14 protein-coding genes are annotated in these 13,763 nt (G+C 47.3%); 7 read left to right on the forward strand and 7 right to left on the reverse strand.

The features are described 5' to 3' along the window. The 4 genes from ACWA6V_RS07355 to ACWA6V_RS07370 form a co-directional block, all read right to left on the reverse strand. Positions 1–818: hypothetical protein (locus tag ACWA6V_RS07355; RefSeq protein WP_449521867.1), on the reverse strand; the 818-nt coding region annotated here is incomplete at its 3' end. Positions 819–948: 130 nt separating this feature from the next. Continuing rightward, positions 949–1,350, reverse strand: a complete 402-nt coding sequence (locus tag ACWA6V_RS07360; protein WP_449521868.1) for a hypothetical protein — start codon at positions 1,348–1,350, stop codon at positions 949–951. 177 nt (positions 1,351–1,527) lie between these two features. Further along, positions 1,528–2,337 carry a serine O-acetyltransferase gene (gene cysE / locus ACWA6V_RS07365; protein WP_449521869.1) on the reverse strand — a complete coding sequence of 270 codons (810 nt, stop codon included), beginning with the start codon at positions 2,335–2,337 and terminating at the stop codon, positions 1,528–1,530. Positions 2,338–2,432: 95 nt separating this feature from the next. Next, positions 2,433–3,416, reverse strand: coding sequence for a serine/threonine protein kinase (locus ACWA6V_RS07370; protein WP_449521870.1), 984 nt, complete (start codon positions 3,414–3,416; stop codon positions 2,433–2,435). A gap of 222 nt (positions 3,417–3,638) precedes the next feature. Between ACWA6V_RS07370 and ACWA6V_RS07375 the strand changes: the two genes are divergently transcribed. Genes ACWA6V_RS07375 through ACWA6V_RS07390 form a run of 4 tightly spaced genes read left to right on the forward strand, consistent with a single transcriptional unit; the run spans position 3,639 to position 7,418 of the window. Continuing rightward, positions 3,639–4,400, forward strand: a complete 762-nt coding sequence (locus ACWA6V_RS07375; RefSeq protein ID WP_449521871.1) for a ParA family protein — start codon at positions 3,639–3,641, stop codon at positions 4,398–4,400. Positions 4,401–4,438: 38 nt separating this feature from the next. Further along, a complete protein-coding gene (locus ACWA6V_RS07380; RefSeq protein ID WP_449521872.1) occupies positions 4,439–4,903 on the forward strand; it encodes a tetratricopeptide repeat protein in 465 nt (154 codons plus the stop codon). Further along, positions 4,904–6,715, forward strand: coding sequence for a two-component system sensor histidine kinase NtrB (locus ACWA6V_RS07385; protein ID WP_449521873.1), 1,812 nt, complete (start codon positions 4,904–4,906; stop codon positions 6,713–6,715). A 46-nt stretch (positions 6,716–6,761) separates the two neighbouring features. After that, on the forward strand, positions 6,762–7,418 hold the full coding sequence (locus tag ACWA6V_RS07390) for a winged helix-turn-helix domain-containing protein (RefSeq protein WP_449521880.1): 657 nt from the start codon (positions 6,762–6,764) through the stop codon (positions 7,416–7,418). A 286-nt stretch (positions 7,419–7,704) separates the two neighbouring features. Here the strand turns inward: ACWA6V_RS07390 and ACWA6V_RS07395 are convergent, their stop codons facing one another. Further along, entirely contained in the window at positions 7,705–8,613 is a 909-nt protein-coding gene (locus ACWA6V_RS07395; protein ID WP_449521874.1) for a hypothetical protein, read from the reverse strand. A 74-nt stretch (positions 8,614–8,687) separates the two neighbouring features. Beyond that, entirely contained in the window at positions 8,688–10,157 is a 1,470-nt protein-coding gene (locus tag ACWA6V_RS07400; RefSeq protein ID WP_449521875.1) for a vanadium-dependent haloperoxidase, read from the reverse strand. Between the two features lie 238 nt (positions 10,158–10,395). On the opposite strand from ACWA6V_RS07400, the gene ACWA6V_RS07405 reads away from it, so the two are divergent. Then, positions 10,396–10,983 carry a peroxiredoxin-like family protein gene (locus ACWA6V_RS07405; RefSeq protein WP_449521876.1) on the forward strand — a complete coding sequence of 196 codons (588 nt, stop codon included), beginning with the start codon at positions 10,396–10,398 and terminating at the stop codon, positions 10,981–10,983. 54 nt (positions 10,984–11,037) lie between these two features. Here the strand turns inward: ACWA6V_RS07405 and ACWA6V_RS07410 are convergent, their stop codons facing one another. Then, a complete protein-coding gene (locus tag ACWA6V_RS07410; RefSeq protein ID WP_449521877.1) occupies positions 11,038–12,096 on the reverse strand; it encodes a hypothetical protein in 1,059 nt (352 codons plus the stop codon). Positions 12,097–12,429: 333 nt separating this feature from the next. Here ACWA6V_RS07410 and ACWA6V_RS07415 point away from each other — a divergent pair, with 333 nt between their 5' ends. Both ACWA6V_RS07415 and ACWA6V_RS07420 read left to right on the forward strand, forming a co-directional pair. Further along, the gene (locus tag ACWA6V_RS07415) at positions 12,430–12,747 is read left to right on the forward strand and encodes a 2Fe-2S iron-sulfur cluster-binding protein (protein ID WP_449521878.1); all 318 of its coding nucleotides are present in this window, start codon (positions 12,430–12,432) and stop codon (positions 12,745–12,747) included. Positions 12,748–12,828: 81 nt separating this feature from the next. After that, positions 12,829–13,731, forward strand: a complete 903-nt coding sequence (locus ACWA6V_RS07420) for a LysR family transcriptional regulator (protein WP_449521879.1) — start codon at positions 12,829–12,831, stop codon at positions 13,729–13,731. Positions 13,732–13,763 lie beyond the last annotated feature (32 nt).

The raw sequence follows: 13,763 nt of genomic DNA on the forward strand, positions 1-13,763 counted from the left end.
CGTTCAATGGTTCCGTCTCTTCGCATTTGTGCAACTCCTCTTGCCAATGCCGCATAAAACTCATCTCCAAGCGGATGGCTCTTGCTCACTGGCCAATGGCGACTGCCTTGAATCGCAATTTTTACACCTTCAATTGGAATCAGGCGAATACCTTCAACAATAATTTCCTTATCTTTATTCATTTCAAAGGGTGAGAGCGCAATATCAACGCGCCCCGCATTCACCATGCGCGCCATGTTGACCCAATTAGGCGTATACATAATTTTGTCAAAGCCCAAGTTTTGCAAGGTATGTAAATCGGGTTTCCACTGGCTGCTGGTAACTACTTTTAATTGGGTAAGTTGCGCGAGGTTTTTACTTGCCAGAGCTAACTGATTTTGTGGTGAGGTGTAGATTCCTACAATAAATTGCCCATTCATCACAATCGGTGGCGATATATGCAACCGGTCTTGTTGCCCCGCTAAATCCTCGTACCAAATAGTGCCGCTGATGGTTAAGGTTTTGCCATCAATTACATTGCGGATGCTGCGGAAATAATTTTCTTCATCAACGAAGCCTAGTGGCTGAGAAAAGCCGCCGAGCTTCAGCGCTTGTTGCATCAGGATGAGCTCTATCACGTCCCGGCGCGCATGGTTGCCGCCGTAGTAAGTGACTTCTTCAGGGCGGCGCTCGCCCAGGAATAAACGGTAATCTTCACGAATATCGGGAAGGACTGCGATGCTGGCAGTGCTTTGCGCCTGCGCATACACGCTTCTGGCGGCCAGTAATATTGCCGCCAGCATGATAGGAAAAGTGAGCCTGTGCAAAACTATGTTCATAACGGGGAATTTGCCGGTGCTGCTGGAGCTTGAAAAAGTATCTGGAGTGTCGGGCAGGTGCCGCCCGGCACGGTTTCTGACGACACTTTTAGTGTGGCTCTGAATCCGTCAATCGTCCAGCATTGATGGTTCAGAGCACCGGATGGCCGCGATACATCCGCACCGGTTTTGCTGCTGGAGGAATATCTGATACCAGCAACGCCGCGCGCAGTGCTATACCCTCTTCGGCTGCATGGGGTGCATCCACCAAAATGGTTTGCCCACGATAGACTTTGACGACCTGTTTGGGGATTTCCGTAGTGTTAGTCATTTCTGTTTTTGCGGGCTCGACAAGCTGGTGCCACTCGTCACCCGCCAGATGAAGCAGTTCTTTTATCAGTGTTCTGGTAATCGTGTCCTTGGTGTGGTGGTGATAGTCCGCTAATTCCCTCAGCATCTCCGGGTTCGCCATTTTTACGCTCGGCTTCATATCGGCGTCTACGCGGCGGCGAATTTCGTACACCAAATCGATCATGGGTTTAGTGTATTGCATGACAGGTTCTCCTCGGTCTTGAGATATTTGTGGAGCAAATATCAGACCAAAGGCGTAATAACGGTTATATCGGCGGCACCCGGCCGTGGTGAGGCAAAAGCGTGTTCTTTTTTGGTGCGGTGGTTTTATTTTGGGGCGCTTTGTCGTTCTTAATAACAAAGCGCCCACCGGAAGTGACTAGCGAATCAAGTGATCCATTTCCCGTGCAGGTTGATTGCACTGGGTTTCACCGATGATTTGTGCCGGTACACCCGCTACTGTGGCACGTGCGGGCACATCTTTAAGTACCACACTGCCCGCACCAATTTTGGCGCACTCGCCCACTGTGATATTGCCGAGAATCTTGGCTCCGGCACCAATCAACACGCCCTTGCGTACTTTCGGGTGGCGGTCGCCCGCTTCTTTACCGGTGCCGCCCAGGGTGACTGATTGCATGATGGACACCATACCTCCAATCAACGCGCTTCCACCAATCACTATGCCACTGGCATGGTCAAACATGATGCCCTTGCCGATTTGGGCGGCGGGGTGAATATCTACTGCAAACACGGCCGAGATACGGTTCTGCAAAAATAGCGCAAGCGAGTTGCGCCCTTGGCGCCACAGCCAATGGGCGACGCGGTAGGCCTGCAATGCGTGGAAACCTTTGAAGTAAAGCAGCGGCGTCACCAGCGAGCAGCAGGCAGAATCGCGCTCGCTCACTGCCATCAAGTCAGCGCGTACGGATTCAACGATCGTCTTGTCGGATGTCATCGCCTCTTCAATCACTTCGCGGATCAGCATGGCGGGCAGGGCGGGGCTGTCGAGTTTGTTGGCGTGGTGGAAACTGAGTGCCGCCTCAAGCGTGTCGTGATTGAGGATGGTGGAATAGAGGAAGCTGGCCAGCACCGGCTCAGACTCCGCCTGCTTGCGGGTTTGCAGACGGATGGATTCCCACAGGCTATCGGCGACGAGGGCTGGGGTGGCGGCGGTGACGGTGGCATTCATGGCCAGATCCTTTCACGGAATAGATTAACGGGTAAACACAGCAGCATGGATGAGCCATTATTGGGTGTCGCAGCGGAATTTCCAACAAGCAATCCTCAATAAATGACCAGCGGCGGTTCATTCATAGCGGCCAACTGTTCGCGCAACTCCAGAATATGCTCGCCCCAATAGCGCTCGGTATTAAACCAGGGGAAGTGGCGAGGGAAGGCTGGGTCAGTCCAGCGGCGTGGCAGCCAGGCGCTGTAATGCATGATACGCAGGCTGCGCAGCGCCTCGATCAGTGCCAACTCGGCCAAATCAAAATCGCAAAACTCGCGGTAACCTTCCAATACTTCCGCGAGTTGCAGCGTCTGCTGCTCGCGCTCACCCGAGAGCAGCATCCACAAATCCTGGATCGCCGGGCCCATACGCGCATCGTCAAAATCAACAAAATGCGGTACATCTTCGCGCCATAAAATATTACCCGGGTGGCAGTCGCCATGCAGGCGGATGGGGGTGTAATCCACGCGGCTAAACAGGGTTTCGCAGCGCGCCAATAAATCTGCCCCGAGTGTGCGATAGGATTCGCGCAAACTGGCGGGGATAAAATCATTCGCCATTAAAAAATCATAGCTGTCGCGCCCAAAGGTCTGGATATCCAATGCCGGGCGATGCGCAAACGGCCGCGCCTGTCCAAGGGCGTGAATACGCCCGAGCGTTCGGCCAAGTGATAGCAGCGCATCAAAGTCATCGAGGTTTGGTGCATGGCCGCCCTGGCGCAGGTAGAGCGCAAAACGAAAGCCCTGGAATTCACGCAGCGTCTTGCCTTCATCGTTGGCCATCGGTGGTACAACAGAAATCTCCAAATCCTTCAACGCTTGAGTGAACTCATGTTCCTCGATGATCTGCGCATCGCTCCAGCGCTCGGGGCGATAAAACTTGGCGATCAGCGGACTCGCCCCTTCAATTCCCACCTGGTAAACGCGGTTCTCGTAGCTATTGAGGGCAAGGATGCGGGCATCGGTCAGGAAGCCGGTACTATCAATGGCATCCAGCACCATATCGGGCGTGAGTTGTTCGTAGGGATGGATCTGGGTCATAACCGCTGCTCGCTAAAATGAGCGGCGATTGTACCCCTCAGCAGGCAATCGCGCTTGGATATGCAGTCAGTCGCAGTTGGGGTTGCACACAGTCGTGTTTTTACACACCCGATGACGTATAAATTTTGAAGGATTCGCTTAAAAATGCTACAAGTTAATACTTGGTGGCTGGTTGTTTTGCATCCCTATAAAAACAGGCTTCATTACACGCATAGGATTGTCATGATTAAAATCGCTTTCTATAACCTCAAGGGTGGTGTGGGTAAAACCACAACCGCAGTCAACATGGCCTATATGGCTGCCGCTGCAAAAAAGAATGTGATCCTCTGGGATCTGGACCCCCAAGCCGCCGCCAGTTGGTTTTGCCAACAGGAACCAGACACCACCAAAGCGATTAAACTCTTCAGCAAAGGCAAATCCATCGGCGAGATGGAGTTGTACAGCCCCTATCCGGGTCTGACGCTGATTCCCGCGGATCTCAGCCTGCGCAGTCTGGACAGCGAATTCGACGAACTCAGCAAAGACAAAAAATTCCTCAAGCAGCTACTCAAACCCCTGAGCGAAAAAGCTGACATCCTCATCTTTGATTTTCCGCCCACGCTCTCCCCCAGCGTTGAGCAGTTATTATTGGAAGTGGATATTTTATTGATCCCGATGATTCCCAGCCCTCTGTCGATCCGCGCGATGGAGCAAGTAGTGGAATTTTTGAATGGCAAAAAATCCGCGCCAACGCGCATCGTTGGTTTTTTTAACCAGGTGGACATGCGCCGGAGCTTGCATCGCGAGGCGGTTGAAAACAGCAAAAAAATGCCGGTGCCCATGCTCAAAACCTATATTCCCAACGATTCCGCTGTCGAGCAAATGGGGCTGCGCCGCGCCCCGCTAACCAGCTACAATCAGCGCAGCCGCGCGGCACTCGCTTACATCGATATGTGGAAAGAAGTGGCGCGCTTGTTAAAGGCCGCCGCGAAAGATTCAGAATAAATCGCGGCATACACATACCTCCGAATTCAGAGTGATCCATGATTAATTTACTGACCCGCGTCTGCGTGTTTGCAGGCGTGCTTGTAATTGTCGGCTGCACGACCAGCACCCATCAGCCACAGACCCCGGCTCCTGTCATTAGTAAACCCACTAGCGTGGTAAAACCCGGTGAGCCAGCGGTAGTGCAGCCACAACCGGGCGCTGTACCTAAACCTGTTCCAGTGATAGCGCTCAATCCAGCTGCGCAGAGCCTTGCCAAACAGGCACGCCAACAATATTTATCCCAGGATTACCAGGGCGCTATCGCTACCGCTGAGCGTGGCCTGCGTATTGAACGCCGTGCGGCTGATTTGTATTTGGTGCTCGCGCAAAGTTATGTGCAACTAGCCCTGCCGGAAAAAGCCAAAATGTTTGTACAGCAAGGCCTGCGGTTTGCAGCGCCCGGCTCCGATGTGGCGCAAGGTCTGGCGCGGGTACAGGAAATGGTGGATCAGGGGTATTAATTGAACGATTCACTTATCGACACTTACAGCTCTTTGGCGTTCAAGCAGCGCTATCAAGTGCTCGATTCTATCCGTTTATGTTTCAAGGATGCCGCGCTGGAGCAGGAATACACGGCGAATCTTGCCGACAATATTGCGCGGCAAGTGCGCATGGCGCTGGCGCTGGCGTTTGCGCTCTATTTAAATTTCGCCTTTCTCGATTATTTATTAGTGCCGGAAAAAATGCTGCAGCTGTGGGGGATTCGCGCTGTGGTGTGCGCGCTCTTTGCACTGTTATTTTGGCTCACCTTCCAACCGATTTTTAAGCGCATTCACCAGCCTGTTATTTTTTATTCGAGCATGGTGGCCGCCTGCGGCATATTCGCCATGCTGCTGATTACCGACAACCAATACAGCCACTATTACTACGCAGGCATTAACCTCTGCATTACCTGGACACTGTTTATCGTCGGTTTACGCTTTGTGAATTCGCTCGGCACGGTGGCGGTGATCATGTTTTGCTACAACCTGATTGCGTTTTATAAAGAGCTGCATCTGCCCGATATTATTTCCAACAATTTTTTTCTGCTCTCCAATGCGGTCATCGGAATTTTTGCCGGTTATACCATCGAGCAACATGCGCGTTGGCAGTTTTACCAGGCGCGGGTGATAAAAAATAACAGCAGCAAATTACACCGCGCGATGATTGCCGCATCGCTCGATGCGGTGATCACAATTGATGAAAGCGGTTCTACCATTGAATTTAATGAGGCTGCCGAGGCCATGTTTGGTTACAGTCGCGACGAGGCGCTCGGACAATCCATCGGTGCGCTGATTGTGCCCGATGCCAACCGTGCACGCCATGAAGATGGCTTCCGTCGCTACAGCCAAACCGGCGAGCCGCGCGTGCTCGGGCAGCGTTTGGAATTGCAGGCCAAACGCAAAGACAAGAGTGAATTTCCGGTTGAATTGACACTGCGGCAGGTGGATTTAATTGGCCGCCGGTTAGTGACCGCCTATATCCGCGATTTAACCGCGCAGCGCAATGCCGAGCGCGAAATTGCCCAGCAGCGCGAAGTGCTGCAGCGCAATGAAAAACTGGCGTCAATGGGAACTTTGCTCGCGGGTGTTGCGCACGAATTAAATAATCCGCTCACCATTGTGGTGGGGCAATCGCAATTACTGCGCGAAACCGAACAGGATGAGCGCGTATTGAAACGCGCCGAAAAAATTGCCAATGCCGCCGAGCGCTGCGTAAAAATTGTCTCGACGTTTTTATCCATGGCGCGCGAGCAGCCACCCAAACGCAAACTGGTCGATATAAATCGCGTAATTCAGGATGTTATCGATTTACTTGATTTCAATCTGCGCAATCAACAAATCAATCTTGAATTGGCATTGAGTGAGCAATTGCTGGGGGTGATGGCCGACCACAACCAATTGCATCAGGTTATTAGCAATTTGGTTATCAATGCGCAGCAGGCGCTGCAAGATCGGCCGCAAAAAATTATCCGCATTGTTTCCACACAGGTAGATAACGGCGAACAGATTTGTATCAAGGTAATGGATTCCGGCAGAGGTATAGAACCTGAATTGCGCGCGCGAATTTTTGAACCCTTTTTTACTACCAAAGCGGTTGGTGTAGGTACAGGTTTGGGCTTGTCTGTGTGCAACGGTATTATCCAAAGCCACGGTGGCAGTATCGAATATGAAGAGGTACCGGGTATGGGCGCGTGTTTTAGTTTGTGTCTGCCTATCGCCAATCAACCTATCGCTAATCAAGATGCCGATCAATCGGTCATTAACAGTGGAGAAAACATCCATGACCATTAATTACAAAATGATTGTTGTCGATGACGAGTAGGATATTTGCGAAACCCTGGCTGATTATTTTTCGCTGCAAGGTTTTGACGTAAAAATGGCGGCGAACGGACAGGAATTAAAAGCGCTTTTGCCGGATTTTACCCCGCACATTGTATTGCTCGATTTAAATATGCCCGGTGAAGATGGTTTCACGCTAACGCGTTATCTGCGCGCGCATACCCGTGCGGGCGTAATTATGGTGACCGCCGCGGCAGAGCAGGTGGATATGATTATCGGCCTGGAAATGGGCGCCGATGATTACGTAAGTAAACCCTTTGATTTGCGTTCCCTGCTGGCGCGTGTGCGCAGCGTATTGCGCCGCACCCAAAATGAAGTGCCGGCAAATAGCCAACCGGTGCAAGACGCGCGCAAAAAAGTGGGTAAATGTTTATTGGATATTGATGCGCGCAAACTCTGGGAAGGTGAAGAGGAGATTCCGCTCACAGCGATGGAATACGATTTGCTCATGGTGTTTTTGCAAAATCCCAACCGCCCTTTGTCGCGCGATTATTTATTGGAACTCGCCCATAAAACCGATGCCGATCCCTTTGATCGCTCCATCGATAGCCGCATCACCCGCATGCGCAAAAAAATCGAACCCGATCCTGATAAGCCCACCACCATAAAAACAGTACGCGGTGTTGGCTATGTATGGATAGAAAATAAATCGTGAACATTGATTGAAGCAGTAGGTGTAAGAAAAAATTTCCGGCGTTCTAAATTTTCAATAGGTTGGTTTGGCTAATCGCTGATTGAATTATTTCTAGAACAGATACCGAAATCGCTTAATGCGCGAAGAAGCATCAGTATTTCCGAGTTCAGCGTTGCTCCCAAACCGGAAGATGTAAGAAGGAGATTATTTATTTCAGCATTAGACGTTGGCCGTGAGTAGGCCTTGTAATAGCAACCAGCAGGAAGGTACTTGTCGCTGCTGGTTGGATTAACGCCCTTTCGTTATGTCATTGGCCTGTAACTGGAAATGTAAACATCAGTTGCGGAATTGCGACTATGCCAGGGCCACCGTCATGGGGCGGTTTCATAAGCTGCTCGGCAACTGTTCCGTAAACTCGCCCCTCCGGATGTAAGACTAAATGTAAATTTAAAGGCTGGTATTGCTCGCTAGCCGGCCAGCGCTGTGGGCAGAAATTGATGCGCTGCCGTGTATGTAAATTACCATCCATATCTGCCACCATCACATTCGCCGATGAGCCTCCAAAAGCCAAATCCGGTTGGAGACCACCAGTACCGGCAGGTGGAGGGGAATTAAATTGATCAAAATAAAATAGCCACAAAGTGTAAAGGCCCCCGGGGATCAAGTTAGTTGCCGTTATTTCATAATAGTTTTTTTCTGGTGTGCAAACATATCGAATATCGCCCTTCGCCTTTAACCAATCTTTTACGCGATAGTTTTTTGAATGCGCACCGTTGGAAGCTTGGAACCACCCTACCGTTTTTACATTTTCTAATGCCTTGGTTTTTCCGTCACTGGTGTAAATTTGTGGGAAATCTGAAAGCGGAATATTTTGGTTGCCAGGAAATTCGGCAGTGACATCCACATTGAAAATAGCTTTGTAAATCAACGGGTCGGCATGAGTGCATAGCCGTGCGTTTAGTGAAGTGTTGGCATCGATTGCCGATGAGGTTTGATCACCGCATACACCGTTTATAGCAAAACTCATCGCTCCCACGAGCGGCAATTCAACTACAGTTTCACCCAGTCGTTGATTCCACCCAGTAACCGCATGACCGGGCTTTACTGCTACTGATATACGCGTCTGTTTGTCCGTTGAAGCAAAAGATGGGTGGGAACTCGTTATTAAAAACCCCAAAGTTAAAAGCACGTATTTTTTCCAGATTGAATGTTTCATCCGCAAGTCTCCAAAGTAGATAAGTCAACCATAAAAAAAGGGAGGCCAGGCCTCCCTTAGATGAAAAATTCTAACTATTCACTCAAAGATGCAACGTTACCGTTGATGTGCTTTTGGAGGAAGTTATATGCCTTCTCACCAACCCGATCTCCAATTGAATAGCCGGCGTCAATTGAGTCACGGAAATGTACACCCGCATATAAACGGCTCAAGCCACATTTTTCACGTAGATCTGACCAAGTAGTAAATTGCAGCTGAGTATTATGGCGTGGAGTAAAGCCTGGTTCGTATGTGGATGAGCCAGCTTTATAATCTACGGTCCATCCCAATTCATCGGTATTGAGGAAACGTGACAACACCAGAGAGTGGGCAGCACAGAATGCAGCTGAGCCAGAGGGATATTCAGCATGATCAGCAACTGGCAAATAGCTTGTCCATTGCTTACCCGGGATATCATTGACTGTTCCCTTACCTGGGCCACCCCAAGCAGTAACTTTTCGATCACCATACACATAACTGATTGCTGACCACGGGCGAACAGCATCGTATTTAATTTTTTGATGCCACACTGCAATAGCGGTGTCGAATTCAGACATGTTGCTCAAAAACGCCATTTGTACAGCTTTGATGTAAGGAAGTTGGAATTTCTTGGCCGCAAAAATTTCGGAAAAGCCCAAGCTTCGCAATTTATAATCAAAAAGTTCTGCTATGAGTTTTTGCTCATCAGTCAAATTTGCTGAAATATTAAGAACTTCATCAACTTGCGCTTTGTAAGCGTTGTAGTTATTTGGATTACTTTTCCAGGGCGCGGGAATGTTAAAGCTATCGGCCTTCTTAAATGAGTAAGCCTTTGTTATCCCCATTTGCGGAGTAGCAAATTGTTGAACAGTAAATTTGCCGAACCCATTGGTTCCTTCGGCTGGCTGCCAACGTCCGGCATCTTTCAATTTCTGAAAAGTATTGACGGGTTTGTAGCCAGTGTAATCGCGATATGGCTTACGGTTGTATTTAACACCACCTGCATCACCAAGTTGATTCATGCCGTCCTGGATACGATTTTTCACAACTCCCATTCCAGCAATATTTCCAATACCGATAGGATTGTCTTGATTCATATTGTCGTCAGTAGGATCCAGGCCTAAATTTAAAAGCATGCCATCCCATTGAGCTTGACGATGTGGCGCGAGGCTACTAAGTACACGATAGGCTGCATAAATTACCGAGATGTTTTTTTCGCGATTACCAGTCTCCGTACGGCGCTGCGTAATTTTGGAGAAAACACCTACTTGTGTTGGATGATATGGAGCAACTGCATCAAACCAGGCATTAGAGATCATAGCAGTGTGGCGTAAAACCAGAGTCGCATCAGATCCACTCTTGCTCACATCTACCGATAGCAACTCAAACGCGTTCGGAATGATCAATTCTGTGGGGGCGTAACCGGTATCCAGATCAAACGCCATTGCAGTACCAGAGACTAAAAATAAGCTCGCTACGGCCACTTCCTTAATAAAACGTTTTTTCAACAATGACAGAGTTTTCATACTATATCCTTTAATTGATTTTACTGAGTCGGGGGTAACTCAGTTGCGCATGATATCCATATATTTCAGCAGTGCGGCTTTAGAATTTGGGACACAGTGTACTGAGAAATCAACCGCTATATTCCTTAAAATTCATCGCGCAGAAACGAATTATTGCTGCGCTTGCAAAAAACTAGCGCAGTGATGCATATTGTCAGAAACCGATTTTCATATCGGGTTTCAATCTAAGGGAAAAATTATGAAAAAATTGTTGAAGGGGTCAAAGATAAATCCACGGTCGCTGACGGATATATATGGAAATCTAGTGGCCATACCTGACGGTAAGCAATTCATTCATTTGCAATTTCGTCGTTTCTCCGGCTGCCCGATTTGTAACGTACATATTGGTAGATTGGTGGCACGTAAAGTAGAATTAGACGCGAATAATATAAAAGAGGTCATAGTTTTCTATTCGGAAAACGAAAAAATTCTGGAAAATTTGTCCGCTATACCTTTTGCTCTGATTGGGGATCCTAAGAAAAAGCTCTACCATGAATTCGGAGTGGAAAAATCGATATTGTCTGTCCTGAATCCACTTTCATGGCCAGCAGCGTTTTGGGGGGTTGCAAAAAATATTATGCGACCATTGCGCTTTATGCCCTCAGGAGATGAATCTATGTTTGGTCTGCCGGCAGATTTTTTAATTGATCCAAATGGATTAATTTGCGAGCTTCATTACGGCACCCATGCTTATGATCAGTGGGATTTTGAAACCTTAATTAGTAAAGCTTCTACACAGTCGATAAATACATTATCACCTGTAGGGACAAGAGATTTAAACACATAATGTTAATTTAGCCTCCATGACTCTACTGTCATGGAGGTGAATTATCAAATAGTGTCACTCAATTAATAATTCCAACTCTTCATCTGTGCGTTCCCACAAATCCTCTGGTAAATAGACAAATAAGATGCCTGCAGCTACAAGAATGGGTAGGTGCCCGAGCAACTCATTGGCATCGAGAACAAAGCCCGTAATCATGAAGAAAAATATGATCAATGCCAATGAAAGTCTTGCCGCTATATTGCTAACTAATAAAATTCCGAAACACAGTTCCGCCATGCCTGCACAAAAAATAAAATAGATATCTTGCGAAAATGAAGCATTGATGTTTCGCAAGAAATTCATGTATGGATAATCTGAAAGGAACGCCAAGCCGTAGGCAGGAGATAATAGCTTATCGTGAAAGGTCAAAATAATTAGCTGCAATCCAATCCCAAAGCGTAAGCAAACTAGCCCCAAATTAGCGCCTGAAATTTTATAACGACTATTTTCAAATTTTAAGTAATACACATCCTTGCGTTTCTCAGGTGAATTCATATAAAGGGCAATGCCAATTGCGATCAGCTCTGGAAAATAATCAATTGTGCTCTCCAGTGGGAGTAAAAAAAATAATAAACTGCAAATAGCCAATAGGCTGATCGAGAACATAGTTTGACTAATAGTTAATATTAACAACAGACCAGCTTGCAGGAGTAGATAAGGTTTCGGGTCTCCACCAGTGTCAAAATTCGGAGCGATGAAGTCGCCTTGCAAAATATTGCTCAGCAAAAGGACCGCAATTGCTAATTTCAAGGTTGCACCCGGCCAACTTGCATCTTGCAATTTAAGTTGATTGGGCAAGAGCGGTTGATAGAGGGCTCGATTAACGCGGATGTTGTGATAGGCCAACCGATTGAGCCAATAAGAAACTAAAATGAAAATTGCGGCGCAAGCACAAATCGTGATAGATATTGCATCAATGGGATAGCTTTGACGGCTAAATTCGCTTGCGTCAGTTATAAACCATTTGGCGTGTGCATTGGCATTAGTGCTGATAAAGGTGAATATTCCACATATTAACAAGCGGAAAAAATGATATCGTCCACAAAATCCTTGAGCATCTGATGAGTTCAACATTCCAGTATCCTTCTAATAAATTCGCCTGGTTCACATCAAGATCTTGCCGGCCTAGGCCGTATACTTAATGTGAGGCGTATGGTAATGCTTGAGGATGGACGCATCATGTAACATTTATGGAACACAGAGTAACGGTTGTAATACTGCCGCTCTCTATTATTGGTTGTGTTCTTCTGCTAAAAATGCAGCAGCTAGCGGAAATTATTACGCCAGCACGACGTTTTATCCAGTTCGATGATTCTTATCAATAATTATTTAACAGGCTCTCGTGCTCTAACGAGGTTAATTTTTTGCTCCTCATTGGTGCTTTTTTTATATTTTTTGGAGAAAGGAATGAATTACATCGCAGTGGTTGATCATCAGAATAATGAAACTAAAGTGGCTGCGCAGATTGGTGAAAGTCTAATGGAGATTTTACGCGACAACTTGTTTGACGTTGCCGCTATTTGCTCTGGGGCGGGTACATGCGGAACCTGCCATTTACATATTGACGAACCCTGGTTTACCCAGTTACCTGATCGTGACTGCTACGAAGAGGATACTTTAGTTCAATCACTCAACTACGAAATAGACAAGTCGCGACTCGCATGTCAGATTAGATTTGAAGAATCAATGCATGGCATGCGCATTGCCTTGGTAAATGATGAGTAATCGCACGCTCTAGAAAACTAGCAAATGAAGGGAATATCTGCTACGACATTGGCAAATGCAATTAACTATTTGGAGGGAGCTATGGCCGCTCAAATCGATTTAAATGATATCTATGTCTTTCATCATGTTGCAGTATTAAAAAGTATTACCGCTGCAAGTAAAAAGCTTCGCACTAGCAAACAAACCATAAGTCGAAAATTGGCACAATTGGAGGAAGAGTTAGGCGTTACGCTAATTTCTCGTAATACCAGGAATTTTCAACTTACCGATGCGGGCATCGATTATTTCGAAAGCTGCAGCAATATTATCGAACAAATAGAAATGGCAAATGCGATGGTGCAACAACACCGCATTTCATCTGAAGGCCGTATAAAGATAGGTCTTCCTTACGAGTTCAATAATAAACTGACGTGTAATTATTTCATGGAATTTATGGATAATAATCCAGGGATCAAATTAGATATAACGCTCTGTGATCGCCACCATTTTTCTATGGCTGACGGTTTTGATTTGGCGGTGAGGTTGGGCGAATTACAAGACTCTTCGTTGATTGCGCGCACTCTTGGCGGGGTAAACTATGGTTTAGTTGCAAGTCCTAAATATCTGCAAAAGTATGGTGTGCCGCAAAAATGCGAGGATCTATGTGACCACACGTATATTTTTGTAACGAAAAGCTCAGGTCTCAACGAAAAAGATATTCCTTTCCAAAAGTGCCGACAGCTTGTCGTGAACGAATTTATGTTGGCTAAACAATTTGCTGCCCAAGGATTCGGGTTGGTGCGTTTGCCGTTATTCATGTGTGCTGATGAACTGAATAACGGTGATTTGGTGGTAATGCCGGTCGAGCAATGCATGGAAGTTAAACCCGTTAGTCTGCTGTTTTTGAAAGATAAATACATGCCTGTTTACGTTCGGAAATTTGTGGATTACCTGGTTGAAACTTGTCGTGCTATGGACCCATTGTTGTTTTGCATCCAAAACTGACCCACTAAACCCCCATATTTGCGTCGAAAATT

This window comes from Cellvibrio sp. (assembly GCF_053579595.1).